At 43.2% G+C, this 26713-nt stretch carries 29 protein-coding genes; 4 read left to right on the top strand and 25 right to left on the bottom strand.

The window, feature by feature from the left end; genetic code table 11:
- Positions 1-328 precede the first annotated feature (328 nt).
- Positions 329-1039 (bottom strand): 5'-methylthioadenosine/S-adenosylhomocysteine nucleosidase, encoded by a 711-nt coding sequence (gene mtnN, locus JOC78_RS09705; protein WP_204554663.1) that lies wholly within the window; start codon positions 1037-1039, stop codon positions 329-331.
- A gap of 130 nt (positions 1040-1169) precedes the next feature.
- Between mtnN and JOC78_RS09700 the strand changes: the two genes are divergently transcribed.
- Complete coding sequence (locus JOC78_RS09700; RefSeq protein ID WP_204554660.1) at positions 1170-1379, top strand: DUF2536 family protein; 210 nt, start codon at positions 1170-1172, stop codon at positions 1377-1379.
- Between the two features lie 107 nt (positions 1380-1486).
- On the opposite strand, the gene JOC78_RS09695 is transcribed toward JOC78_RS09700, so the two are convergent.
- The 20 genes from JOC78_RS09695 to JOC78_RS09600 all read right to left on the bottom strand — a co-directional run bounded on the left by JOC78_RS09695 (position 1487) and on the right by JOC78_RS09600 (position 20180).
- Complete coding sequence (locus JOC78_RS09695) at positions 1487-2116, bottom strand: YrrS family protein (protein WP_204554657.1); 630 nt, start codon at positions 2114-2116, stop codon at positions 1487-1489.
- A 117-nt stretch (positions 2117-2233) separates the two neighbouring features.
- The gene (greA, locus tag JOC78_RS09690; protein ID WP_204554654.1) at positions 2234-2710 is read right to left on the bottom strand and encodes a transcription elongation factor GreA; all 477 of its coding nucleotides are present in this window, start codon (positions 2708-2710) and stop codon (positions 2234-2236) included.
- Positions 2711-2828: 118 nt separating this feature from the next.
- Positions 2829-3464 (bottom strand): uridine kinase, encoded by a 636-nt coding sequence (gene udk / locus JOC78_RS09685; protein ID WP_204554640.1) that lies wholly within the window; start codon positions 3462-3464, stop codon positions 2829-2831.
- Positions 3465-3468: 4 nt separating this feature from the next.
- Complete coding sequence (locus JOC78_RS09680; protein WP_204554637.1) at positions 3469-4743, bottom strand: peptidase U32 family protein; 1275 nt, start codon at positions 4741-4743, stop codon at positions 3469-3471.
- Between the two features lie 15 nt (positions 4744-4758).
- Positions 4759-5688: a peptidase U32 family protein gene (locus tag JOC78_RS09675; protein ID WP_204554634.1), complete on the bottom strand. Its 930-nt coding sequence runs from the start codon at positions 5686-5688 to the stop codon at positions 4759-4761.
- Positions 5685-6332 carry an O-methyltransferase gene (locus tag JOC78_RS09670; RefSeq protein WP_204554631.1) on the bottom strand — a complete coding sequence of 216 codons (648 nt, stop codon included), beginning with the start codon at positions 6330-6332 and terminating at the stop codon, positions 5685-5687. The genes JOC78_RS09675 and JOC78_RS09670 overlap by 4 nt, the downstream gene beginning before the upstream one ends.
- Before the next feature lie 152 nt (positions 6333-6484).
- Positions 6485-7600 (bottom strand): endolytic transglycosylase MltG, encoded by a 1116-nt coding sequence (gene mltG / locus JOC78_RS09665; RefSeq protein WP_204554629.1) that lies wholly within the window; start codon positions 7598-7600, stop codon positions 6485-6487.
- A gap of 144 nt (positions 7601-7744) precedes the next feature.
- The gene (locus JOC78_RS09660) at positions 7745-8032 is read right to left on the bottom strand and encodes a DUF1292 domain-containing protein (protein WP_204554622.1); all 288 of its coding nucleotides are present in this window, start codon (positions 8030-8032) and stop codon (positions 7745-7747) included.
- Positions 8033-8045: 13 nt separating this feature from the next.
- Positions 8046-8462: a Holliday junction resolvase RuvX gene (gene ruvX / locus JOC78_RS09655; RefSeq protein ID WP_204554620.1), complete on the bottom strand. Its 417-nt coding sequence runs from the start codon at positions 8460-8462 to the stop codon at positions 8046-8048.
- A 7-nt stretch (positions 8463-8469) separates the two neighbouring features.
- Entirely contained in the window at positions 8470-8736 is a 267-nt protein-coding gene (locus JOC78_RS09650; protein WP_204554617.1) for an IreB family regulatory phosphoprotein, read from the bottom strand.
- Between the two features lie 80 nt (positions 8737-8816).
- Positions 8817-11450, bottom strand: coding sequence for an alanine--tRNA ligase (gene alaS / locus JOC78_RS09645; protein ID WP_204554615.1), 2634 nt, complete (start codon positions 11448-11450; stop codon positions 8817-8819).
- 348 nt (positions 11451-11798) lie between these two features.
- Entirely contained in the window at positions 11799-12878 is a 1080-nt protein-coding gene (locus JOC78_RS09640) for an AI-2E family transporter (RefSeq protein WP_204554613.1), read from the bottom strand.
- A gap of 165 nt (positions 12879-13043) precedes the next feature.
- Positions 13044-13172 carry a DUF3918 family protein gene (locus JOC78_RS09635; protein ID WP_204554611.1) on the bottom strand — a complete coding sequence of 43 codons (129 nt, stop codon included), beginning with the start codon at positions 13170-13172 and terminating at the stop codon, positions 13044-13046.
- Between the two features lie 75 nt (positions 13173-13247).
- Positions 13248-13436: a hypothetical protein gene (locus JOC78_RS09630; protein ID WP_204554609.1), complete on the bottom strand. Its 189-nt coding sequence runs from the start codon at positions 13434-13436 to the stop codon at positions 13248-13250.
- Between the two features lie 114 nt (positions 13437-13550).
- Positions 13551-15953 carry an SF1B family DNA helicase RecD2 gene (gene recD2, locus JOC78_RS09625; protein ID WP_204554607.1) on the bottom strand — a complete coding sequence of 801 codons (2403 nt, stop codon included), beginning with the start codon at positions 15951-15953 and terminating at the stop codon, positions 13551-13553.
- A gap of 30 nt (positions 15954-15983) precedes the next feature.
- The gene (locus JOC78_RS09620) at positions 15984-16649 is read right to left on the bottom strand and encodes a tetratricopeptide repeat protein (protein ID WP_204554605.1); all 666 of its coding nucleotides are present in this window, start codon (positions 16647-16649) and stop codon (positions 15984-15986) included.
- Positions 16650-16759: 110 nt separating this feature from the next.
- Complete coding sequence (mnmA, locus tag JOC78_RS09615) at positions 16760-17875, bottom strand: tRNA 2-thiouridine(34) synthase MnmA (protein ID WP_204554603.1); 1116 nt, start codon at positions 17873-17875, stop codon at positions 16760-16762.
- A gap of 41 nt (positions 17876-17916) precedes the next feature.
- Positions 17917-19062, bottom strand: a complete 1146-nt coding sequence (locus JOC78_RS09610) for a cysteine desulfurase family protein (protein ID WP_204554601.1) — start codon at positions 19060-19062, stop codon at positions 17917-17919.
- A gap of 39 nt (positions 19063-19101) precedes the next feature.
- Positions 19102-19521 (bottom strand): cysteine metabolism transcriptional regulator CymR, encoded by a 420-nt coding sequence (gene cymR, locus JOC78_RS09605; RefSeq protein ID WP_204554599.1) that lies wholly within the window; start codon positions 19519-19521, stop codon positions 19102-19104.
- The gene (locus JOC78_RS09600; RefSeq protein WP_204554597.1) at positions 19518-20180 is read right to left on the bottom strand and encodes a YczE/YyaS/YitT family protein; all 663 of its coding nucleotides are present in this window, start codon (positions 20178-20180) and stop codon (positions 19518-19520) included. The genes cymR and JOC78_RS09600 overlap by 4 nt, the downstream gene beginning before the upstream one ends.
- A 179-nt stretch (positions 20181-20359) precedes the next feature.
- Here JOC78_RS09600 and JOC78_RS09595 point away from each other — a divergent pair, with 179 nt between their 5' ends.
- The 3 genes from JOC78_RS09595 (at position 20360) to JOC78_RS09585 (ending at position 23716) form a co-directional block, all read left to right on the top strand.
- On the top strand, positions 20360-21643 hold the full coding sequence (locus JOC78_RS09595; RefSeq protein WP_204554589.1) for a replication-associated recombination protein A: 1284 nt from the start codon (positions 20360-20362) through the stop codon (positions 21641-21643).
- A 90-nt stretch (positions 21644-21733) separates the two neighbouring features.
- Positions 21734-22777 (top strand): flavin-containing monooxygenase, encoded by a 1044-nt coding sequence (locus JOC78_RS09590; RefSeq protein WP_204554587.1) that lies wholly within the window; start codon positions 21734-21736, stop codon positions 22775-22777.
- Between the two features lie 15 nt (positions 22778-22792).
- A complete protein-coding gene (locus JOC78_RS09585) occupies positions 22793-23716 on the top strand; it encodes a cation diffusion facilitator family transporter (protein ID WP_204554585.1) in 924 nt (307 codons plus the stop codon).
- 61 nt (positions 23717-23777) lie between these two features.
- Here the strand turns inward: JOC78_RS09585 and JOC78_RS09580 are convergent, their stop codons facing one another.
- From JOC78_RS09580 to JOC78_RS09565, 4 genes are read right to left on the bottom strand one after another with little or no spacing between them, the layout of a single operon-like run.
- On the bottom strand, positions 23778-24722 hold the full coding sequence (locus JOC78_RS09580) for an ABC transporter permease (protein ID WP_204554583.1): 945 nt from the start codon (positions 24720-24722) through the stop codon (positions 23778-23780).
- Positions 24722-25642, bottom strand: a complete 921-nt coding sequence (locus JOC78_RS09575; protein WP_204554581.1) for an ABC transporter ATP-binding protein — start codon at positions 25640-25642, stop codon at positions 24722-24724. Before JOC78_RS09575 ends, JOC78_RS09580 begins: the two co-directional genes overlap by 1 nt.
- Positions 25626-26339 carry an ABC transporter ATP-binding protein gene (locus JOC78_RS09570; protein ID WP_204554579.1) on the bottom strand — a complete coding sequence of 238 codons (714 nt, stop codon included), beginning with the start codon at positions 26337-26339 and terminating at the stop codon, positions 25626-25628. The genes JOC78_RS09575 and JOC78_RS09570 overlap by 17 nt, the downstream gene beginning before the upstream one ends.
- Positions 26336-26713: a GntR family transcriptional regulator gene (locus JOC78_RS09565; protein WP_204554577.1), complete on the bottom strand. Its 378-nt coding sequence runs from the start codon at positions 26711-26713 to the stop codon at positions 26336-26338. Before JOC78_RS09565 ends, JOC78_RS09570 begins: the two co-directional genes overlap by 4 nt.

Genomic DNA, 26713 nt, shown 5'->3' with positions numbered 1-26713 from the left:
TCAGACCGGAAGTTTGCCGCCCGCTTCCTTCAGATTCCGCGTCACCACGGACACCCTTGCGTTAAGCTAACCGCTACTTCTGCCTTCACAGTTCGGGACTCTCACCCTATAGATTACACCCATGCCGGGCACACTAGACAAAAAGGCCGGCAGATGCCGGCCTTTTCATTAGTCTACAGATACAGCGATCATTACGCCTGTAATCGTCGCAAGCAACAATCCCATGATCATCATTACCATGCTTTAGTCACTCCTTACATAGGTGAATATCTACTTACATTTACTGTATCATATTTCAATGCGGTTTCGTTCAATTCCTGAAAATATTTCACAGGGAATTCTTATTTTTCAATTCGCTGACAATGCTCATCACTGCATTTGCCGAATGAAGAGCTGCTTTTGGCAAGAACTGTTCAAAAGAGATGCCTGATTCTTTTCCCGCAATGTCTGACAGAGACCGGATCACAACAAAAGGCACGTTAAATTGATGGGCGACTTGAGCGATCGCTGCCGCTTCCATTTCCACCGCCTGCAAATCAGTGAACTTTCCTTGTATATGCTTCACACGCTCAGGATCACTCATAAACGAGTCGCCTGTCGCGATCAATCCAGATACCACTTGAACGCCCTCTTCAGCCTCAACGCTCTTAACAGCCGCTTGAACAAGTGTCTCATCCGCTTTAAAGGCAGCTGGCAGCTGAGGTACTTGTCCATATTCATAGCCAAAAGCCGTGACGTCTACATCATGGTGACGAACTTCAGTTGAAATAACCACGTCTCCTACATTCAATTCCGGATTCAAGCCGCCGGCTGAACCGGTGTTGATCACTGCATCCGGCTTAAAGTGATGAAGCAAGACCGATGTCGTCATCGCTGCATTGACCTTTCCAATGCCTGAACGAAGCAGCACCACTTCGGCTCCTTTCATCGTCCCAGTTGTGAACTCACTGTTAGCAATCACCTGTACCTGAGTATCCTCCATATGATCACGTAAAATCGTTATTTCTTCTTCCATTGCACCTATAATCGCTATTTTCATTATGTTTTCCTCCGTTCCTGATACTTAAACCTGTTTTATTCTAGCACTTTTTTGAAAAAAATTCTTGTATCTCTTCCCTTTTTTCATGTATACATAAAGACAGATAGTAAAAAGAAGGGAATGGATTAGCATGTCATTTCAGCTAGAACTGATAGAAGATAAAATTGAATTCTTTGAAGCATTGGATCTCGTTACTCTTGAGAAAAAAATTCAAGAAAAAATGGAACAAAACCGCGCACTCATGCTAGAAGTTCATTCTGTCTCCCACCAAGTGCAGTTTGACCCAAATGGACATAAGCACTATTCAGCCGTTGTGCATTTCAAGGTAAAAAAACTTTAAAACAAACCTCGATCACTCATAAAAAAATGGCCAAGGTAAGCGTCCTCCTCACATAGCTGTGAGGAGCTCCGCTTTCCATATGGCCATCCTTTAAACACCTATTACAGTTATTTCCCTTTATCGTTCTTAATAAGCTTATGTACCTTTGTTGGCTTCCATCCTTCGCCGTCAACCCAAGTAATGTACACGCGGTAAGCTTCTGCTTTATTGCTCTTCGGTGATACTGTGCCGATCGCTCCATCAGGGCCATCTCCGCTCACATACCAAACCGTCATTTCTTCTACAGGGATTCCTGTCGCATATGACAAGGCATCAAGCTTCTCCTGCCAATCTTGAGAATCACTGTCAAAAGAAGACGTGTGGCCTTCTGTTTGAGCCGTGCCGACGCCTGTCCAATTCGGATCAACAATTTCTTCTTCGACGTTCGGTTCATCACTTTCGTTTACAATAACCTCTTCTTGCTCTTTATCTTGTTCTTTCTCATCTTGATCTTCTTCTTGGTTATTATTATCTTCTTCCGGGACGTTGTCTTCCTCTTTATTCGCTGCGGATGAATTTGAATTCTCTGTCTCCGGGTTTGTTTTTGCCGGCTCTGTTACTTCGTCATTATTGCCGCCTGAAAAAATAGTAAATGCAACAACAATAATTAACAGGACAACCACGGCAATGGCTGTATTTAACACCCGATTTGTCTTTCTCCGTTTAGATTTTCTTTCTGAACGTGTATTGTTCGCCATGGAACTCTCTCCTCCTTGCTACATCAATCATCATTTTATCATGACTTTTCCTGAACTTGAAGCAATTAAGTAAAAAAGCGTTAAAAGGTCTCCCTTTCAACGCTTTTGTATTTAAAATCAGCCGATAGACGTGATTTTTACATTCATTTCTCCGCCAGGTGTATTTACAATGACTTTATCTCCCACTTGCTTGCCCATCAAGCTTTTGGCAATTGGGGAGTCATTTGAAATCTTACCTTCGAATGGATCTGCTTCTGCACTTCCTACGATTGTATAGCTTTCTTCTTCTCCATCAGGCAGTTCAACAAACGTTACTGTTTTACCTAATGTAACCACACCTGAATTCATTGAATCTTCTTCAATGATTTTCGCATTGCGGATCATCGTTTCGAGAGTGCCAATACGGCCTTCAACAAACGCCTGCTCTTCTTTCGCCGAATCATACTCAGAGTTCTCTGACAAATCTCCAAAGCTTCTGGCGATTTTAATTCTTTCAACTACCTCTTTACGTTTAACGGATTTTAATTGTTCTAGTTCTTGTTCAAGCTTCTCTTTACCCGCTTGAGTCATTGGATATACTTTTTCTACTGACAATCCCTTCCACTCCTTTTCATCTCTTGCTTTCAGCTTACGAAAGCATATAACATGAGCGCGCGTCCTTATAAAGGGCGCGCGTGTTTTAAAAATTTTATGCCTATTTTATAAAAAGATACTATAAAATGGCTTTTTGTTCAAGAATTGTTTGAATTTTGGTCACCATGAGGTCAATTGCTACATGGTTTTGCCCGCCTTCTGGAATAATAATATCCGCGTAGCGCTTGGTCGGTTCAATAAATTGATTGTGCATCGGGCGCACGACATTGATGTATTGATCGATAACTGATTCAATCGTCCGGCCTCGATCTTTAATATCTCTGATCATTCGGCGGATAATACGTAAATCGGCATCCGTATCAACAAATAGCTTAATATCCATTAAATCGCGAAGTCTCTCGTCTTCTAATACAAGAATGCCTTCTAGAATAATGACATCTTTTGGCTCCATGCGGATCGTCTCTGCAGACCGCGTGTGACGTGCATAATCATACACAGGCTTTTCCACCGGCTGATAGGTAAGCAGGCTTTCAATATGCTGAATTAATAAATCATTGTCAAAAGCAAGCGGATGATCATAATTTGTTTTTAACCGCTCCTCAAAAGGCAAATCACTTTGATCTTTATAATAATAATCCTGCTCAATCATCATAATGGAATGACCTTTAAAAAAGTCATAGATCGATTTCGTCACACTTGTTTTTCCAGAACCGGACCCCCCGGCCACTCCAATCACAACGGGTTTTTGCTTCATGAGCTTATTCAAGCTCCTTTCGCATCATATTGTCTGGGTAAACCGGCTGATCGACTTTGAATTTAACAATTTGCAGCGGATGACGTGCGGCATCCAGCTCATTGCCGTCTTCATCCCAGATCTTGTTCACCTTCTGCGTGAAATTAGAAATTTCCGGACCGAAGAATTCTACTTCTTCTCCAGGGCGGAAGTGATTGCGCTGCTGCAGTGTCACCATTTGGGTTTCTTCATCATAGCCAAGCACTAACCCTACAAAGTCATAGGTTGCTTTCTTGCCATGAACGCCAAACAATTGCTCTTCAGCACCCGGGGTTCCTTCAAAGAAAGCAGGAGCTGCAGGACGATTAGCACATTTCTCTAATTCCACAAGCCATTCTTTTTGAATTTGGAAGTTCTCTGGATCTGCACAGTAGGCATCGATAATTTTGCGATAGACACTGACTACTGTTGCCACGTAATGAATAGACTTCATTCGACCTTCAATTTTAAGGCTGTCAATGCCGAGTTCGATCATTCTCGGAATCGATTCTACAAGCTTCAAGTCTTTCGGGCTCATGGCAAATGGTGCATCTTGCTGTGAGAATAACTCTTCTTCTTTGCCTTCTTCAAGCGAATACAAGTCGTAATCCCAGCGGCAAGACTGGCAGCATCCTCCGCGGTTTGAGTCACGTGCAGTCATATGATTACTCAGCACACAGCGGCCGGAGTAAGCAATACACATGGCCCCGTGGATAAATGTTTCAATTTCAATGTCTACTTTTTCTTTCATTTCCCGAATTTCTTCGCCTGTCGTTTCACGGGCAAGCACCACTCGGTCTAGTCCTTCTTCTTTCCAGTATTGAACGGCGCGCCAGTTAGACAAGGACTGCTGCGTGCTTAAATGCACTTCCACTTTCGGAGCTACACGGCGACAAGTTTCAATAATTAACGGATCTGCTACAATGATCCCTGTTACACCCGCCTCTTGAAGGCCGCGCAAGTAATCTTCTAATCCGTCAATGTTTTCGTTGTGAGCATAGATGTTAGTTGTCACATAGATCTTCGCTCCGTATTTTTTGGCGAATTCAACGCCTTCCTTCATTTCCTCAAATGTGAAGTTCCCGGCATTTGAGCGCAAGCCATATTCCTGTCCGCCAATATACACAGCATCTGCACCGTAATGCACAGCAATTTTTAACTTTTCCAATGTGCCTGCCGGCGCCAAAAGTTCAGGTTTTTTAACAATCACCCGTTTGCCGTCTACTATTTCAGATATTTTTTCATTCATTGTCGCATTCATTAAAGGTACCTCCATTTAATAAACCGTTTCTTTAAAGAAGAAGCCTGTATCCAACGGACGGTTTGACGGTTGAATTTCTTCGATTTTTTCTAACAGTTCATCTTTTTCTTCTTCATATTGATCAGGATTATCCGTACAAAGATCAATGGCATGTCTATATAATTTCGTCGTCTCGAGCATATATTCAGGTGATTTTAACACGCCGTCAATTTTCAAGCTGTCAACCTCTGCTTCAATCAATTCCTGAAGCTCATCTATGATACAAATATCGTTCGGGCTCATGATGTGAGTGCCGTTTTCATCCTCATAAATCGGATACTTATTATGGCGTTCTTTGTCATGAAGGAACATATTTTTCGATTCTTTACGGTTTTCAATTTCCATCGCTTTGCCTTGATATTCGAAATAATGTCCTAAAAGCGGACGTTTAGACTGGAACATGCACGTCATTCCGTGGACCTGCACTTCAATAGCCACTTCCGCATTTTCTTTCATCTCAACAATAGCATCCATATTTAATTCTCTGGCTAATACAGCACGAACGGCTCCTCTTTTTCCCCAGTAGTTGCAAGTGAAATAGTTGGTAGCTGTCGTTTCCGTGTTCCAGTGCAATGGCATGTCAGGCGCATGTTCACGTACAGCCATTAATACAGCCGGATCACCGAAAATGATGGCATCTGCATTCGCTTCTTTTAAGAAAGCCACATATTCATCCAATTCATTGGCAATGTCATTATGAAAAATCGCGTTCACTGCAACATAGACTTTTTTACCTTTCGCATGCGCAAGCTCAATCGCTTCCTTCACTTGATCACGAGTAAACTCTCCGGCAAGCCTTAAGCCATATCGTTGTTCTCCGATCACAAATGCATCCGCACCCGCATCTGCCAGCTGCCCTAATGACTCCACACTATCCGGTGTAACTAATAATTCTGGTTTTTTCATTTTGATCCACCTCTTTTTGTACTGATGGCTAATCCGTCTCCTACCGGCAGAATTGCCGTGTGATACTCTTCATGATTCATCAGCCATTCATTGTAATGATGTATTTTCTTCGCTAAATTTCGGATTCTTTTCACTTCGATCTCTGTGTCGGCCACTAATCCTTTAAACAGCACATTGTCCGTGTAAATCGCACCCATATCGGACACAAACGGAGAGTATTTCTCAAAAAACTTCGTATACTGTCCTTTCGCCGCATCAATAAACAGCGCGTCAAAAGGGCCTAATTCGCCAGCTTGTCCGACTGTTTCGAGCGCATCTCCAAACACTAGGTGAATCTGATCGGAACATCCTGATTTTTCTATGAACTTGCACGCTTGCTCATAACGCTCTTGATCCCGTTCAATCGATACAATCTGAACACCAGGCAGCGCTTCTGCCATTCTTAAGGCGGAATAGCCAATGGCCGTTCCTATTTCTAAGATTTTTTTTGGCTGCTGCACACGCAGCATTTGAAGAAGTGCCTCCATCCCGACAATTTCCATGATGGGCACATGCGCTTCTTTCGCGAACGCCTCCATTTCAGTGAATAAAGGCGGCCTCTCATTGATTAATGATTCTATATATTGATGGAGCTTATCGTCCATTAGTATCCCCTTCTCTAAAAAACGCGTAACAAGAAAAAGAAGAAAGCTCAGTCAGCTTTCTCATTCAAATGATCTCGTATCTGCTTTTCTAAAAAACACTTGAATAATTCTAACATAATAAAGAGAGAAAAGCGACTTTTCTCTCTCTGTGGTTAATTTTGTTTTTCGTAATGGCTTGTGATATGTTCTTTCTTTAAACGGTTATGTTCAGCTAATGTTTTCGCATAATATACATCCCCTGCCGGTGAAGCAAGGAAATATAAATAATCGGTTTCTTCAGGGTTTAAGGCAGCTTCCATTGAAGTCACTCCGCTGTTTCCAATCGGTCCCGGCGTAAGTCCCTTCACTTGATACGTATTATATGGCGAATCGACTTTTAAATCCTCATATAGCACGCGGCCCTTGTGACCTCCGAGCGCGTATAACACCGTTGGATCCGTCTGAAGAGGCATACCCGCATCAAGACGGTTGTAGAACACGCTGGCGATCTTATGGCGATCCGCCTTGGCTGTCGCTTCTTCCTCAATAAGTGACGACATAGTTAACAGCTTATGGGCAGACATTTGTTTCGCCGCCATAGACGTGCGGTATTGAGCCAGCACATGATCTGTTTTCTTCAGCATATCTTCAACAATTTTCTCAACAGGTACTTTTTTGTCTCCATAATGATAAGTCGCGGGATATAGATATCCTTCTAGCGGATATTTTATATTGGCGGCAAAAACTTCATTAGTCAATAATTCCGGATATTTTTTGATCATTTGGTTAATAAATGCTTTGTCATTCATGACTTTTAACACGTCTTCTTTTTTATGATCCGAATGCTTTTCAATGATTTCCGCGATTTGGGTTAATTGATAGCCTTCAGGAATGGCGACCTTTACCGGAGCTTCTGTAAAGACTTTCCCTGTTTTTAAGCTCTTGATCAATTCATCCATCGTCATTGATGGAGAAAATTGGTATTCTCCCGCTTGAAAATCTTCTTCATTTTTAAATTTCGCATAGTATTTAAACACTTCTGCTTTTTTGACAATACCTTCTTCTTCCAGCATGACTGCAATTTCAGACAAGCTTGATCCTATGGGAACCGACACAGGCTTTAGAGTCTGGTCGCCTGGATCGACTGGCTTTAACGCAGACTGAATAAAGTAATATCCAGCAGCTGCGCCCCCTCCTACTAAAACGATAAAGCCGATAAAAAGAAGTAAAACAGCTCTTTTTATTCGTCTTTTTTTGGCCGGAGGCTGATTGTAAGACTGATTCGACATAGACTTTCCCCTTTCAACATAAAACGGGACATTTTTTATTTATATTATACTATAACCGCATGTACTGTCACTACTACTGTATGCAGGAAATGTTTGCTGTTTTCGCGCAAATAAAAAGGATCGAGCAAGCTCGATCCTCATTTTTTACTCTTCTTCTTCCTCGTCAAGGAAAGTGTTTAGCATTTCTTCGATCATGTCCCACTCTTCATCTGTTTCGATCGGGCTTAGTTCACCATCTGTATTGTCATCGTTAGAAACAAATGAAGATGCGTGAATTTCGATTTCTTCATTGTCATCTTCTTCTGCTCCTACTGGGAAGTAAAGAACGTAAGATTTATTAAATTCTTCCGAATCAAATGTGAATAATACCTCACATAATTGTTCATTTCCATTCTCATCAATAATAGTAATTTGCTTTTCGCCGTGTTCCATTATTTTCACCTCATTATTTTTGGCTGTCAAGATATCCTTGAAGGATCATCATTGCAGCCATTTTATCAATTACTTTCTTTCTTTTCTTGCGGCTGACATCCGCATCAATTAAGACTCTTTCAGCTGCCATTGTTGTCAGACGCTCATCCCATAATACCACAGGCAGGGAGAAATGGTTCTCAAGCATTTTCGCAAATGCTTGAGAAGCTTCTCCTCTTGGGCCGATCGTGTTATTCATATTCTTAGGAAGGCCGACGACAAACCGATCCACTTCATACTCTTTGCACAAAGCTTCGAGCCTGTCCAGCCCGTACATCTTTTTGTCTTCATCAATCTTAATCGTTTCAATCCCTTGGGCTGTCCAGCCTAATGCATCGCTGATTGCCACACCCACTGTTTTTGAGCCGACATCTAAGCCCATCACTCTCATAAAAAAGTTAGTCCTCTCGCTGTTGTTTCAGGTACGTTTTCACAAGCTCTTCGATGATTTCATCACGTTCAAGCTTGCGAATTAAATTTCGTGCATCATTATGGCGCGGTATATAAGCTGGATCGCCGGAAAGCAAATAGCCAACAATCTGATTAATCGGCTGATACCCTTTTTCTTGAAGAGCATCATATACTTTAAAAAGCACCTCTTCTACATCCTGTTCAAACGGTTCTTCCGGAAAGTTAAATCTCATCGTTTGATCAAAAGAGCTCATTATTAGCACCTCGCTTTAGGCTTAGAGTGAAAGCCGCTTTTGTACATTATATTCCCATTGTACATGAAAACTTATAGGAATCAAACGGATTTGATCCATTCTTCAACAAATTGCAGAGCCTCATCTGCTTTAGAAGGATCTTTCCCTCCCGCTTGTGCCATATCAGGACGGCCGCCGCCGCTTCCTCCGCAGCGAGTAGCCACTTCTTTCACAAGCTTGCCGGCATGATAGCCTTTCTCTACTAAATCCTTCGTCACCCCAGCGATAATATTTACTTTATCTTCTCCTGGCGCGACAAGGACAATGATGCCTGAATCTAATTTCTGCTTCAAGTCATCAGCCATAGAACGCAAGTTATTCATATCGGACGCCTGTACTTTAGCAGCTAAATATTTTACGCCGTCTGTTTCTTTCACATTGTCTAAAAGACTGCCTGCTTCTATATTAGACAATTTTTGTGCAAGTGATTCATTCTCACGCTGAAGTTCTTTCATTTCAGCTTGAAGCGTGTCAACCTTAACCAGAATATCTTTTGGGTTCGTTTTTAACTTGCCGGCTGCTTCTTTCAGTAAAGCGACCTGGCTGTTTAACATTTGATAAGCCGCTTCGCCAGTTACTGCTTCGATCCGGCGAGTTCCCGCACCAATTCCGCCTTCAGAGACAATTTTAAATAAGCCAATGACAGAAGTGTTCGGCACATGGCAGCCTCCGCATAGTTCCAGGCTGTAATCTCCAACTGAAACAACGCGCACGATGTCTCCGTATTTTTCTCCGAATAGTGCCATCGCTCCCATTGCTTTCGCTTCATCAAGAGATTTGTCAGCAATATCGACCTCTATGCTGTTCCAGATTTTTTCGTTTACTTTCGTTTCAATCTGCTCAAGCTCTTCCGGCTGCACTTGGCCAAAATGAGAGAAGTCGAATCGAAGACGATCCGGTCCAACTTGTGATCCCGCTTGGTTGACGTGCGTTCCAAGTACGTCTTTTAATGCTTGGTGCAGCAAGTGAGTAGCAGTATGGTTTTTGATGACCTTTCCTCTTGAAACAGGGTCAACCGCCGCTTTCACCTTTTGGCCAGTTTTTAATACGCCGGTTTGAATGACAGCGCGGTGAATATTTTGTCCATTAGGCGCTTTCTGCACATCTTCAACCGTTACTTGTACATCCCCGGCTGATAATTCACCTTTATCTGCTATTTGTCCGCCGCTCTCTGCATAGAATGGCGTTTGATCTAAAATAAATTGAATTTCTTGACCTGCAGTTGCTTCTTCAGCCAACTCGCCATTCAATACAATAACTTCGACTGTTGCTTCCGTTTCTAACTGATTGTAGCCAATAAATGTACTTTTCGTTTTAATATCTCCAAGCACACCGCCTTGGACTTGCATAGAACCTACTTCTTGGCGAGCGGAACGGGCACGTTCACGCTGGCTGGCCATTTCGCGCTCAAAGCCTTCATGATCGACTTTCATGCCTTCTTCTTCCGCGTACTCTTCCGTTAATTCGACCGGGAATCCATATGTGTCATACAGACGGAAAATGTCTTCTCCTGCAATGGAGTCAGAGCCTTTTGATTTCGCCTTTTCAATCACGCTAGATAGGATCGCCAGTCCTTCATTCAATGTTTCGTGGAAACGCTCTTCTTCATTTTTAATTACCTTTTGAATGAATTCCGTTTTTGCGCTGACTTCCGGATAGAAATCTTTCATAATTTCACCGACGACAGGTACTAATTCATACATAAATGGACGGTTGATGTTAATTTGCTTCGCATAACGAACCGCACGGCGCAGCAAGCGGCGTAGTACGTATCCGCGACCTTCATTCGAAGGCAGAGCCCCATCTCCAACAGCAAAAGCGACGGTACGAATATGGTCGGCAATGACTTTAAACGCTACATCTTTTTCGTCATTTTCACGATATTTCTGCCCTGATACCTGCTCCGTTGCCTGAATGATTGGAATAAACAAATCTGTATCAAAGTTAGTCGGAACTTCCTGAACGACAGAAGCCATTCGTTCAAGCCCCATGCCCGTATCAATATTCTTTTTCGGAAGCGGTGTGTAAGTGCCGTCCGGATTGTGGTTGAATTGGGAGAATACCAGGTTCCACACTTCTAAATAGCGGTCATTTTCGCCACCTGGATACAATTCCGGATCATTTGCGTCCGCTCCATATGCTTCACCGCGGTCATAGAAAATCTCGGTATTAGGTCCGCTTGGGCCTTCACCAATATCCCAGAAGTTTCCTTCTAAACGAATGATCCGCTCCTCTGGTACGCCGACCTCATTTAACCAGATGTCGAACGCTTCTTCATCTTCTGGATGGATCGTTACAGATAACTTTTCAGGATCAAATGCCATCCATTTTTCTGAAGTTAAGAATTCCCACGCCCAGTGGATCGCTTCTTTTTTGAAATATTCTCCGATCGAGAAGTTACCCAGCATTTCAAAAAACGTGTGATGCCGAGCTGTTTTACCCACATTTTCAATATCATTTGTACGAATCGATTTTTGTGCATTCGTAATTCTTGGATTCTCCGGGATTACGCGTCCATCGAAGTATTTCTTTAAAGTCGCTACACCGCTGTTAATCCACAATAAACTTGGATCATCATGCGGAACCAGTGGAGCGCTTGGCTCAATCCGGTGATCCTTCTCTTGGAAAAAGTCTAAAAACATTTGTCGAATTTGTGCACCCGTCAATGATTTCATAAGTAATTTCCTCCCTCATTTTATGTAAAATTTGTTTGCCAACCTGCTTGAAGACAACAAAAAAAGCCCCGATCCCCGGACAGGGACGAAGCTTTTCGCGGTACCACCCTGATTATGAACCTCAACATGCAGATCCATCTCTCTTACGCCTTAACGCGGCAGACGGCAGGTATTAACTGCTCTCCGGACTAGCTTTCTGTTATCCTTCATCTAGAATTTCTTTCAGCCAAGGAAATTCCTCTCTAAGTGTGCAGGGCACATAAGATGGTCTATAACATACTGGGTCCTTCGTCAATTTAAATTATGAAATGATTATACATCGAATTATAGAAATTTATGCTCCTTTTGTCAATGTGCGGCTTTAGGCTTCTGAGCTTTTGCTCGCTTTTCCGCGAAAAATGCCGCTTTGAAAAAAATAAGAATTGGTACAGCAAAAATAAGCCCAGGGATGCCGCCCGCTTCTCCTCCTAGCAGCAAAGCCCCTATAATGACCAATGGATGGAGATGAAGGCTTCTGCCCATGATCCAAGGCGACAATAAGTTTCCTTCCAAAAACTGCAGTGCAAACACGATGATAGCCGTGTAAATGGCCATTGTCGGGGACATGGTAAGGGCAATAAATACAGCAGGCACCGCCCCGATGATCGGACCAAAATAGGGAATGACATTTGTTGCGCCGATAATAACCCCCAGCAGGATCGGGTACCGGAGTCCAATCATATAAAACAATAAAGCGGCGATTCCTCCTGTCAACAGACAAACAATCAACTGTCCGCGGATATAGCAGCCAAGCGAATTATCCAGTTCTTTCACAAACCTGAGAACTTTCCTGCGCCAGCGAATCGGCGCGGCCTTCCACATCACTTTCTTCACCCGTCTAATATCCTTTAATAAATAGAAGGAAATAAACGGAACAACAGCGAGAACCAACAAAAAGTTGACAGCTTTCATGAGCAAGTTCATCATCGTTTCGAATAGGCCTGTCAGCCACACTTCAAACCCTCTGATTCTTTCGCGGAGCTCTTCCTGCAGCCCATCTGGCCAATTGACCGTTTGATCCTGCAACGCAGTCATTTGTTTCTCATATAAAGCAGAGAGCTCGGGGGCACTTGCAGATAAATCTCTCAGCTGGTGAATAAACAGCGGCGTTCCTTTATACACCGCGTACCCCGCAGCACCGAAAAACAGAAAATATATAAATAGAATGGCCCAAGTCCTTGTAAATCCCTGCTCTATAATCTTTTCCACGAGCGGATGCAGCAGGTAAGCGATAAACCCACCCAGCAGAAAGGGAAGCAGACTGACCAGCACAATACTGAACACCGGCATTAAGAGCGGACGCAATAAAAACAAGACATAAATAAATAAGAGCGTTACTAACGCGGCACTGGCTATATATAGCCACCTTAATTTCAAATTACTTTCCATCTCTCAGACATCCTTTTATGATCAAAGTGATATCTGTTAGTTTGCGGCTAAACCGAGGATTTCTATTCATTCATTTAAACGAATGAACAAAAAGACCGCGCGGAATATTCCTGCGGCCTTCTCTTTGCAGTTAGGTGCCCTACTGTTAATTTAGACTCCTATTTCTTAAAACATACGCTTCATACGCTTAACCATTCTCCGGCTTAACTTTGAGTTATTGTTATTGCGGTTGATCATGGCCATTACTGCCATGCCGGCACCCAGCCCGACCAATGAACTCATTGTTTTTGTCATGTCTAAACCCCTCCGCTCATGTTTTGTCAGCTCCAAGGGCGTCCGGACATATGCGCTTAGAATGGATGGAACGCCCTAACTGAGCCGTCTTTCGTCCTCAGCAAACAAATCGTCAAGCGAACTTAAAGATCCATCTTCCTCTACTTGATGAACCGAAATCACATCTTTTACTACTGAAAGCTCGATGCAGCAGTTCCAGCAATAAAATTGATTGGATCCTATTTTTCCTATTTGTTTGCTTTGACAGTTCGGACACTTAAACACTTTCCGTCACCTCTCACTTCACAATCTTGGTGATAATAAGAGTTGACAGAAGATTCATTTTTTATACATGCCCGGGAATGATTTCAATAACATCCCGACTTCTTTAGTGTTTTCTTAGTCTAGAAAATCATAAGGCGTAATGTTTTCCATTCCAATCATAGGATCGATGGACGAAAGCATTTCTTCAGTGGTTAGACTTTCTTCTGTTTCTATAGCAGTGGCTTCTTTCGTTTCGTTATTCAACGCAAGCTGCTGCTTCAGCTTTTCTGCAAGTGAGGTTTTCCTTGTTAAATCGTCTTTCCTTTCGACACCAAGCCGAAACGCATCCTCTTCCCCGCACAGAATGAGAAATTGCTTACTCCGGGTGATCGCTGTATACAGTAAATTTCTTCTCAGCATCCGGTAATAGCTTTTTACGACAGGCAATATCACAATCGGAAATTCGCTCCCCTGAGACTTATGAATCGAGCAGCAAAAGGCATGAGTGACCTGATTTAAGTCCTGTCTCGTATAGGTCACTTCATTTCCTTCATAGGAAACAATCAGCATATCCTGCTTTTCTGTATTTTCCTTTGCGTAAAAGATGGAAACAACTTCCCCGATGTCACCGTTGAACACATTCTGTTCCGGCTGATTCACCAGCTGCAGAACTTTGTCTCCAATTCGGTACTGCACATCGCCAAAAGCCAGCTGCTTTCTTGTTCCATCTGGATTAGGATTTAAGATCTCCTGAAGAATTTCATTTAACCGGTCAATTCCAGCAGGCCCTTTATACATCGGCGCAAGCACTTGGATATCTTTTGCCGTGAACCCTTTTTTAATCGCATTTTGAACGACTTTTTCCACCACTTCAGGAATTTGGTGAACCTTACATGGCAAAAACGACCGGTCTTTTTGCTGAGCGGTGAGGTTAGCCGGAAGCCTTCCGCTCTTCATGCTGTGGGCCAGATCAATAATAGAAGACCCCTCTTCCTGCCGGTATATATCCGTCAGACGCACCGTTGGAATGGTTTCTGCCGCAAGCAGATCCTTTAACACTTGACCAGGCCCGACAGACGGCAGCTGATCTTCATCTCCGACAACTACGACTTGGATGTTGTCCGGAAGAGCTTTAAACAGCTGATGGGCAAGCCACGTGTCGACCATTGACATTTCATCTATAATCAATAGTTTTCCTTCGACTTCTTTGCCTTCATCGCTTTCCATGCTTTCTTGGCTAAACCCGAGAAGCCGGTGGATGGTGACGGCAGGCAAACCTGTTGATTCTGACATCCGCTTCGCTGCCCGGCCGGTAGGTGCTGCCAGCTTGATAGGGAACGGCTCTTCTTTTTTATACGCATTCACATCCAAAGAGCAGCCATGCAGTTCGGCAAACAATTCTACAATTCCTTTGATCACCGTTGTCTTTCCTGTTCCGGGACCGCCTGTCAGAATCATCATTGGAGACATTAAAGCTTTCTGGATGCCTTCCTTTTGAGAAGGTGCGTATTGCACACCTGTCCGCTCTTCCAGTTCGCCAAGCGCAAGCAAGAATTCCGATTCCGGGAACTGATCTTCATATTCTGTCTGCGCCAATAAGCGTTCAATATTTTTAACAAGACCCTTTTCTGAATAATAAAGGGAAGGCAAAAACACTCGCTGATCTTCTCCGATTACTTTCTTCTCCTGCTCCAAAGCAATCAATTGATCGGCAATGCATTCAAAGTCAATTCGTTCCTTGCCGCCCTTCTCTAAGAGTTCTTTCACTTGCTTCAGTAAAAGTTCAGCTTCTAGGTAGCAGTGGCCTTCTTGCAAACATTGCTGTTCGACAGTGAAAAGTATACCTGCCTTTATCCGGTCCGGGTGCTGGCCGGAAAGTCCGACTTGAGCGCCAAGTTCATCCGCGCGGCCAAAACCAATTCCCTCGACATCTTCTACGAGTTTATAAGGATTCTTTTGGATGATTTCAATCGCCTGATCTTGGTAAGCTTGATAGATCTTCATCGATAGCTGGGGCCCAAAACCATATTGATTCAAAGCGACCATGACTTGTTCGAGCCCTTGATGTTCCATCAGCGTGTCATATAAGCTCTGTGCTTTCTCTTTCGGAAGCCTTGGCACTTCATCTAATAAAGACGGGTTTTCGATAATCTTTGCAATCGCTCGTTCACCAAGTGTCTCCACAATCGTTTCAGCTGTTTTTTTTCCGATTCCTTTAAAGAGATCACTTGATAGATAGGTGATGACTCCCTGTTTCGTTTGCGGAACTTCTTTTTGTGCATGTTTCGCATGAAATTGACGGCCAAATTTCGGATGATCCTTAAACTGTCCGTAAAATGTATAGACCTCTTGATCTTGAATTTGCGGGAAATAACCTGTGACGACAGCTTCCTTTTCAGGGTAATCATCATTCGTCTCGGTCACGCGAATTCGAAGAACCGTATACAGGTTGCTGTCATTGCGAAAAACAGTGACGAGATGCCGACCTTTTATATATTTTTCCCCATCAGCAAATAATTCCATTGTCCCCTGTTCCATGAAGCTCCCTCTCCTAACTAGCCTTCCGTTCTATTGTTCCTCGCGGCTTTTTTCCATCATTTTCTTTCCGTAGCCAGCCAGCATATGGTCAGGCTGAATCTCTAGGGCACGATTAAACATGTCAAGCGCGCGATCCGCATCCTCAAGATGCCCAGCATAAGCAACGCCCAAATTATACAATGCATCTGTATGCGCTGGATCTTCTTCAATTACTCTTTCAAGCTGTGAAATAGCCTCGTCATATGCTTCTGCTTTAGCTAAAGCTAAGCCAAACTGAAATCTGGCTTCGGTATCTTGTTCGTTTAATTCCGTTGCCCGCTGCAGGTAAGGCAGAGCAAATGTATACTGATCGAGCTGAATGAGCGTCATACCAAGCATAAAGAAAGCATCGCTCTCCTCTAAGCCTTTTTGTATCGCCTGCTCAAACTGCTTAACCGCCTCTTCTAGGTGATTTTGATTATAATAAGCCGTGCCTAGCGCATAATAAGCCGCTCCTGCCTCTGGATCCACTTCAATCGCTTTTTGATAAAACTTGATCGCTCTTTCATTCTCGCCCACAGATGATAATACATGGCCGAAATTAATATATGCGGTCGGGTCATTTGGAGCCGCTTCAATCTGTTCTGTAAACATCTTTAACGCTTCTTCAATTTTGCCTTCTTGCAATAACTCTATGCCTTTTAAGTTCTTGTCCATAACACACCTCTTAAGTTCATTTATATTGATAAAAAAAGTATAACATATGTAAGGAAAAAGAGCCGTGGCCATAAGCCGCCACGGCTCTCTGCAGTATCTAAATTGAATCCTTATCCGACGTACGTTAATCGTTGACCATCTTTAAATACTTCATCAATGGTACCGCCGCCAAGGCATTCTTCCCCGTCATAAAACACAACCGCTTGTCCTGGTGTAATCGCGCGAACCGGTTCACCAAAGACGACTTTCACTTTTCCGTCCTCTAATGGATACACTGTTACCGCTTGATCCTTTTGACGATAGCGGAATTTGGCCGTGCATTCAAAAGCATCCGTTCTTGGTGTGTTAGACACCCAGCTGATTTGATCGGCAGTCAATGATTCGGAGAAAAGCAGGTCATTGTGGAAGCCTTGTTCCACATATAAAACATTCTTTTCTAAGTCTTTTCCAACTACAAACCAAGGTTCCCCTGATCCGCCGATGCCAAGGCCATGGCGCTGACCGATCGTATAATACATCAGGCCGTCATGCTCGCCTTTCACTTCACCTGACATGGTTGTCATAAGTCCAGGCTGAGCCGGCAAATACCCGCTTAGGAATTCTTTAAAATTCCGTTCGCCGATAAAGCAAATACCTGTACTGTCTTTCTTCGTTGCAGTCGCAAGTCCAGCTTCCTTCGCTATTTCACGAACACGTTTTTTATCGATATTGCCAATCGGAAACATGACTTTCTCTAGTTGTTCCTGACCGAGCTGGTTCAAGAAGTAGGTTTGATCTTTATTATCATCAAGTCCGCGAAGCATTTTGACTTCTTCACCGCTTCGATCTACCTGTGCATAGTGACCCGTAGCCAAAAAATCGGCCCCGAGATTCATTGCATGCTCTAAAAAGGCTTTAAACTTGATTTCTTTATTGCACATCACGTCCGGATTCGGTGTCCGTCCCGCTTTGTATTCATCAAGGAAATAAGTAAACACCTTATCCCAATACTGTTTTTCAAAATTAACCGCATAATAAGGAATGCCGATTTGGTTGCAAACCCGGATCACATCTTCGTAGTCTTCCGTCGCTGTGCAGACACCGTTTTCGTCAGTATCGTCCCAGTTCTTCATGAAAATGCCGATCACATCGTACCCCTGCTCCTTAAGTAAAAGGGCAGCGACCGAAGAGTCCACACCGCCGGACATGCCGACCACCACACGGGTATCTTTTGGTGCTTTTTCCATACTGTTCACTCTCTTTCATTAAAAAAGGCGTCATTCCTTTTTTATTTGCCAGTTAAACGGGCTACAATGGCAGCCGTTTTTTCTCCTGCTGCATCTATTTGTTCTTTTGCATTCATTAATCCAAAGCTAAAGCGGATCGAATTGCGCAAACGATCGGATTCCTTGCCATGCATCGCAACCAGCACGTGAGAAGGCTCAATTGACCCTGCTGTACAAGCTGAGCCGCTAGAAGCAGCAATTCCTGCCAAATCTAAATTCACCAGCATCGCTTCGACATCTGTTTTTGGAAAACTTAAGTTTACCACATGGGGTAAACTGTCTTCAAGCGATCCGTTTAAACGAAACTGTATGTCATTTTGCTCAAGTGTCTGAATCAGCTGCTTTTTGAACGATTTATACCGCCCCCGCTTTTCATCCATGGTCTTCATAGCAATCTGAACAGCCCGCTCCAGTCCGGCAATCGATGGCACATTCTCCGTTCCAGCCCGGCGCTTTCTTTCCTGTTCACCGCCAAATTGGTTTGGTGAAAGCTTCACACCTTCTCTTGCATATAAAAAGCCAATTCCTTTCGGGCCGTTAATTTTATGCCCGGACACAGATAAAAGATCAATATTTAAATCATTGACATCAATTGGCACGATGCCATAGGCTTGTACTGCATCCGTGTGAAAAACTGCTTGATGGTCTTTTAAAAGTCTGCCAATTTCAGCGATCGGCTGAATAGCGCCTATCTCGTTATTACCGAACATCATCGTCACTAAAATGGTATCGTCTCTTAACGCCTGTTTCACATCATCTAAAGCGACGATTCCTTGCTCATTTACCGGCAGATAGGTTACGTCAAACCCTTGTTTCTCCAGCTGTTCACATGTATGAAGAACGGCATGATGTTCAATTTGAGATGTGATAATATGTGATCCTTTTTCTTTCATCGCTTGAACAGTGCCGAAGATGGCTAAATTATCTGCTTCGGTACCGCCGCTTGTAAAAATTATTTCATTAAATTTCGCCTGGATGCTCCGGGCAATCGTTGTTCTTGCACGGTCAACGACATGCCGGGCTTCTCTTCCGAACGAATGTATGCTCGACGGGTTGCCATAGACCTTAGACAGCTGTTCTGTCATCACTTCGATCACCTCTGGATGTACCGGTGATGTTGCCGCATGGTCTAAATAAATCCGCTCCATAGTTCCACTCCTTGATTATTAAAAAAATAAATCGCTTTTTTAGATATAAAACATATAAGCGTCAGAATCGCCGCTCTCCGTATGCTTCGCTAAATCATCAAGCGTTGTGTTCTCAAGCACATTTTTAATTGCATCACTAATGCGAATCCACAGTTCTCTTTTAGCCGGCTCTTCTTCTTCAATACCTTCTACTAGACTGATTGGGCCTTCTAGCACTCTGATAATATCGCCTGCTGTAATCGTTTCAGGCTCTTTTCCAAGCACATACCCCCCATACGCGCCGCGAATGCTGCGCACAAGACCGGAATTGCGAAGCGGAGCGATCAGCTGCTCTAAATAATGCTCTGACAAATTGTGCTCGGCAGCGATGACTCTTAAAGAAGTTGGCCCCTCTCCATGTCTTTTCGCTAACGCAATCATAATCGTTAATCCATATCTTCCTTTAGTTGAAATTCTCATATATTTACACCTCGGTTAGATTCATTTTTCCATTCATTGAATTTATTTATAATTATACCGGAAAACGTTTCGCATTGCGGCAGAGAAATCCCTACCACAGTCCCCATCAGAAAGCTGAATAAAATCGTGCCGAAATTAACGGGTCCGCCAATATACCAAGCGATGATCAGGACAATAAATTCCATTCCCCGCCTGATATTTGCTACCTTCCAGCCGGTTTTTTTCATCACAGCAAGCATAAAGCTGTCTCTCGGTCCTGCGCCAAGCTGTGCAGATAAATAAAAGGACATCCCATACGCCATGACCACAATGCCAATGACAAACATGATCAGTTTTCCGAAAGCGGTCTCCGGCGTTGTAATAATCGGCATAATTAAGTAGATGTCTACAAATACCCCGACTAAAAGCATATTTAAATACGCGCCGAATTGAGGCCATTCACGCAAGTAAACCGCTGCTGTTGCTAAGATTAAACATCCGACGAGCACTGTCCACGTTCCGACTGTTAATCCAAATTTATAATAAAGGCCCACATGCAGCGCATCCCATGGTGTCGCCCCAAGTTCTGCCCGGATGAGTAACACAATTCCGAGCGACATAAACAACAGGCCCACCGTAAAGATCACTAAACGAATCCCTATATTCCCTTTTTTCTTCATTTGCCAAAACCCCTGACCGCCTGCATATAAATATGTAATCCTATTACCCTTATCAACTTTTGCTATTATAGCATAGAACAGGAGTCAAAAAACATGACCAGCCGTATTTTGGCAGCAAGATGGAATTTTTGCATCTTGCCCCTTTCCCTATATAATAAGAGTAGATTGGAGGCATCGACATGAGTTTTGAACCTTTAGCCTATCGGATGAGACCCGCCAATATTGATGAAATTGTCGGACAAAAAGAAATTATCGGCAAACACACGAGTTTATATAAAATGATCAAAAACGGCTATGTGCCTTCCATGCTTTTATACGGGGAGCCTGGAATTGGTAAAACATCGATTGCCAACGCCATTGCAGGTACGACCAAGATCCCTTTTATCGCTTTAAACGCAACGACAGCCGGCAAAAAAGATGTAGAAGCTGTTGTGGATGAAACTCGCTTAACTGGACAAGTCATTTTGTTTTTAGACGAAATTCACCGTTTTAATAAAGCTCAGCAAGATTATCTCCTGCCTCACGTTGAACGCGGAGATATTATCTTAATCGGCGCAACAACTGAAAACCCTTATCACGATGTGAATCCCGCTATTCGGAGCCGGTGCGGACAAATTAAGCAGCTTCAGCGCTTGACGCCTGCTGACCTATTCGAACTTTTGCAAAGAGCGGTGAAAGACGAGAAAAAAGGGTTAGGGAAACTTTCCATTGAAATAACCGACAAGCAGCTTGAGACCATCGCTATAGGAGCGAACGGCGATGCTAGAAAGTCTCTCACTCTACTAGAGTCGATTGTAAAAGCTTCAAAAAATGAAGATGACCGTTATCAAATTGAAGATTCTATGATAGAAGATCTGATTGAACGAGCCGGTGTCTATGGCGATAAGAAAGGTTCTCACTTCTATAACCTTCTCTCAAGCCTGCAAAAAAGCATTAGAGGCAGTGACGTAAATGCCGCGCTTTATTATTTAGCCCACTTAATTGAAACCGGTGATTTAACGGCACTTAACCGGCGTTTGCTCGTCATTGCCTATGAAGATATCGGTTTAGCCAATACGTCGGTCGGAAACAATGTTTTATCTGCTGTAACAGCAAGCGAACGATTAGGATTACCGGAAGCCAGGATTCCTCTCTCAGTAGCTGTTGTAGAAATGTGCTTATCTTCTAAATCAAACTCAGCCTATTCAGCACTAAATCAAGCGATCGATGGTATTAAAAAAGGCAAAGTGGGTGAGATCCCGAAGCACTTAAGAGATGGTCATTATTCAGGAGCAAAAGCATTAGGCCACACCGGCTACAAATACCCGCATGATTACCCAATCGGCACGTTCGGCGGCTGGGTGAAACAAGATTACCTTCCAAAAGAGCTTTCGGGGACGGAGTACTATGTTCCAACAGAAGCTGGTGAAGAGAAACGTTTGGCAGGCATCTATAAAAAGCTGAAAGAATTTAAGGGAGAGTAATTTTGCTCTCCTTTTTTCTTATTGACACATTTTTCAAACTATTTTATATTATATATGAATACATGATCATATATATAAGGTGTGGTAAAAATGGAATACGATGTATTAATTATTGGCGGCGGGCAGGCCGGACTTGTCATGGGATATTATCTGTCACAAAGCCGTGTATCTTTTTTAATTGTAGATAAAGAGAAAGCCGTTGGGGAAACTTGGAGAAGCCGATATGACTCACTCATTCTGTTCACACCTCGAAGCTATAGCTCCTTGCCTGGCTTGAAGCTTCCAGGCCGCCAAAATGAATTTCCAACTAGAGATGACATGGTGCAGTATTTAGAAACCTATGCAACAACCTTTTCCCTCCCGATTCAGCATGAAACAGAAGTGTTGAGTCTGGTTAAAAAAGAGAAGCAATTCGAAGTGCAGACAAATAAAGGGACATTTCACGCGAAACAAGTCATTGTTGCCACCGGTCCATTCCAAAAGCCAAGCATCCCAGACATATCTAAACAAGCAGACAGTGCCATCATTCAGATGCATTCTTCACAATATAAACAGCCTGCGCAATTACAAGAAGGAGCCGTACTGGTCGTCGGTGGTGGCAATTCAGGCACACAAATTGCTGTTGAATTAGCAGAAAAGCATGACGTCTATTTATCAGTCGGACAAAAAATCCGCTTTCTGCCCATAACCATTGCTTCTAAAAGCATTTTTTGGCTGTTCGATCTGCTAGGACTTTTAAATGCAAGCCGCGAGTCATTCTTCGGCAAAAAGCTTCAGGCACAAGGTGATCCGATTTTCGGTTATGAGCTGAAGGAACAGCTGCAAAAAGGGACGATCAAGTTAAAACCAAGAACAAAAAACATTCAGAAGAATGAAGTGTTCTTTGAAGACAATCACTCAATAAAAGTCAGCAATATCATATGGGCAACCGGCTTTTTTTCAGACTATCAATGGATGGATATACCCGAACTATTCGATGAAAAAGGAAAACCGATTCATCAAAGAGGCATCACGCAGGTAGAAGGTTTGTACTTTTTAGGGCTCCCCTGGCAGCACCGGAGAGGTTCCTCTCTGCTTCTAGGTGTCGGAGAAGATGCCAAGTATTTATATCAGCATATTATGAAAAATTATTAAGGAGGCAGAATCATTATGGGACATGGACATAGCCATCATCATCACGGCCATGATCATTTTAAAGAAACAAGAGAAGGAAATAAAAGAGGGTTACTAATCGCTTTATTGATTACCGCAGGCATTATGCTGTTAGAATTCTTCGGAGGTCTATTGACCAATAGTTTAGCTTTATTATCAGATGCAGGTCATATGCTCAGCGATTCGAGTTCACTATTCTTAAGCTTGATTGCGATTTGGTTTGCATCTAAGTCCGCTTCCCCGACTAAATCATTTGGATTTTACCGTTTTGAAATCCTGGCCGCTTTATTCAATGGAGTCACTCTATTTATCATCGCTGGATTGATCATTTGGGAAGCATACGGACGCTTTTTCGACCCTCCTGCCGTTGCGAGCGGTTCAATGATCTTGATTGCATTCATAGGATTGGCTGCTAACTTAGTGAGTGCGTGGTTATTAATGAGAAAAGGCGATGTGAATGACAACGTCAATGTAAAAAGTGCGTATTTGCACATTCTAGGAGACGCTTTAGGCTCCGCCGGGGCAATCATCGCTGGAATCGTCATGATGATGACCTCCTGGTATGCAGCAGACCCTATCATTTCTGGCGTGGTCGCTCTCTTAATCTTAAAAAGCGCTTGGGCAGTTATTAAAGAGAGCCTGCACATCTTAATGGAAGGCTCACCCCATGCTGTTCACATACAAAAGGTCAAAGCAGCTTTGACCAGCATCGATGGAGTGAAAAATATACACGACTTGCATATATGGACCATTACATCTGGCTTTGATTCGTTAAGCTGCCACTTGTTAATTGAAGATGACAAAAGCAGCCAGCAAGTTCTGCAGGAAGCGATTAATCGAATCAAAGCAGAATTTCATATTGAACACACAACCATTCAAATTGAAAAATCTAAGCTTCAGCATAGTGAATGCCCAGCATGATTTAGATGATTGGACGAAAAAAAGAGTTTGCAGATTCATGTGCAAACTCTTTTTCTCTGTTTTAAGCGGCTACATCTTTTTTAGCAAACGTAAGAAATGCCAGCAAGTGAAACACGATAAAATAAACGGCTAGCACTGCCACAGAAAAGCCAATCGTCATTCCTTCTACCATGACTCGCCCTGTCTCAAACTGCAGCAGATTCGTATTGGCAAAGAGCGAATATTTTGCCCAATCGTACTTCATCGCTACCAGCATGGTTACATTCGGTCCGATAAAGAGCAGGAATAAGGAAAGGCCAATGGCCAGGGAACTGCTCTTGAATACAGTGGAGATCATGAAAGCCATTGTGGCAAGCAGCAGAACATCCACAGATTTAAATAAATAGACTTTTAATAGATACAGGAACTGGCTTTGCTCGACCACTTGACCGCCCTCAACTACCAGATGAATGTTTTCACCCGATCCTCCAAAAAGAATCGCCCCTGCTCCTGCCGATAGAATGAATAATGCACTCATCATGAACAGGCCAAACAGAAGCATAGCCATATATTTAGATAATAAAATTTTGGTCCGGGTCATCGGCCGGATCAACAGCAGCTTAATCGTTCCCCACGTGAATTCACTCGCAACCATCCCCGCTGCCACAATGATCACGAATAAGCCGATCAAGCTGATATTATCGCTGCTCGCTTCAATAAAACTCCAAATATTTTCTTTCGATTGAACAGGCAAGCCTTCCGCTAAGCGGTACTCGTTAATTTTCATCTGATCCTTGATATGGCTGCGGCTTGATTCAGATAGATCACCGCTCTTTAACTGTTCGGCATATCCGGCATTCTCCGCCGTTACTTCCTGTCTCCAGTTTCCTTGATCTTTCACTTTATTGTCTTCATGTTTCATGTAGGCCGCGAACACACCTGTCATCAGCACCAATAAGCCAATCATGACATACGTCCCCGGCCGTTTGAATATTTTCAGCCATTCGTTCTGTATTAGTTTCAACATTAGACCACCGCCCCCACTTTTTCAGTGATTTCCAAAAAGCGGTCTTCCAAAGTTTTCGTGACCCCTTTTACTTCATAAAGTTTAATCGATTCTTGCGTCAATAGCTGAATCATCTCTGGGACTTGCTCTCTTTCCATTTGTACAACTAAGGCTCGATCCACTATTTTAACCGCAAGTTCTGGCTTTGATACTTTGATGATTTTCGCTGCTGATTCCAGATCATCTACAGTAAACGAATACGTCTCTGATTGACTGTCCATCCATCCATGAACAGAATGCACGCCTACGAGTTTGCCTTTTTGGATAATGCTGATCCGGTCGCACATCATCTCCATTTCTGATAATAAATGACTGGATACAATTACCGCCATCTTTCGTTTAGCCGCAAGCTCCCGAATGTATTGACGGATCTCCCTAATTCCTGCAGGATCGAGGCCATTGGTCGGTTCATCCAATATCAATATTTTAGGGTCGTGCAGGAGTGACTGGGCAATCCCAAGCCGTTGGCGCATGCCTAGAGAATAGGTTTTGACTTTGTCATGAATTCTATCAGTCAATCCAACTAGTTCGACGGTTTCATCTATTTTCTCTTTCGTCACGCCGCCCTGCATACGGGCAAATTGCTGCAGGTTTTCATAGCCTGTTAGAAATTTGTACATTTCAGGATTCTCTACAATCGCTCCGATTTGCTGAATGGCTTTAGCGAAATCTTTTTCGATGCTATGACCGTTGATAAGAATGTCACCTTCAGACATTTTCATTAAACCAACGATCATGCGAATCGTGGTTGTTTTGCCCGCACCATTAGGCCCCAGAAACCCGAACACTTCCCCTTCATGAATGGAGAAGCTTAACGAGTCAATAATCTTTTTGCCTTTGATCACCTTCGATACATTTTTCAGTTCAACCAATGCGGTCATTTTTATCCCCCTTATAATTATTTTTCAACCACTGCAAAACGGAGATTCCATATTCTTCGCGCAAGGTTTCTACATTGCAGCTTGCCACGATCTTTCCAGCTTCTAGCATCAATGCTTCTTCCAAAATCGGTTCAATTTCTGTAATTTCATGGGTGGTAATAATCACTGTCTGTTCACCAAAATCGATATAGGATACCAGCCCTTTCACAATGGTGTCTCGCACCATCGGATCTAGGCCGATAAACGGTTCATCTAATAGCAGGACCTTGGCTTGACGGGAAAGCACGAGTAAAAGCTTCAATCTTCCCTGCTGCCCTTTCGATAGCTGAGAAATCTTTTGGGACGGATCTAAGTTTAAAAATTCAAGAAGTTCTTCCGCTTTTTGTTCAGAGAAATCAGGATACTGGGAAGCGAAGTACTGTATCATCTGTGCAATTTTAAAGCCAGGATACAGCATGCCTTCACTTGCTAAAAAGGCCACGTCTTTCGATGAATGCCTCCCTGCTTTTTCACCGTTAACGATCACTTCTCCGGAGGTCGGGAAAACGAGACCAGCCGCCATTTTCATCAGTGTCGATTTACCGCTGCCATTCGGCCCCAGAATCCCGTACACTTTCCCTTTTTCAAACGTCATCGTAACTTCGTCAAGCGCCGTCCGTTTTCCATAGTGTTTATCAACCTTTTGAAACCGAATCATACTTCGCTCCCCCTTCCTTTTAAGCATTGTTCCACCGCTTCTTTAATCTCGTCGTCATTAGCGCCAATCCCACGCATATTGGAAATGAACAGCTCAATCATCTCTCTTTGAATCTCGCGTCTAAGCTTTCTCTTCATGTCCGCCTGTTCCGTCATAAAGGTCCCCTGCCCCCTTTTTGTCTCCACTACTCCCATTCTTTCAAGCTCTGCGTATGTCCGTTGAATCGTATTCGGATTGACACCCGACTGAATCGCCATTTCCCTAACCGATGGAAGCTTCCCGCCTGGCTCAATTTCTCCGCGAACAAACTGGTGAATAATCCGGTCTGCGATTTGGCTGTATATTGGTTTGGATGTTTTAAATTCTTCTGTCAT

Origin of the sequence: Bacillus ectoiniformans (assembly GCF_016908875.1) — a bacterium.
In the GTDB taxonomy this organism is placed as follows: domain Bacteria; phylum Bacillota; class Bacilli; order Bacillales; family Domibacillaceae; genus Bacillus_BX; species Bacillus_BX ectoiniformans.
Note: the sequence above shows the minus strand (reverse complement) of the source record. Positions and strands in the feature narration are given on the sequence as shown.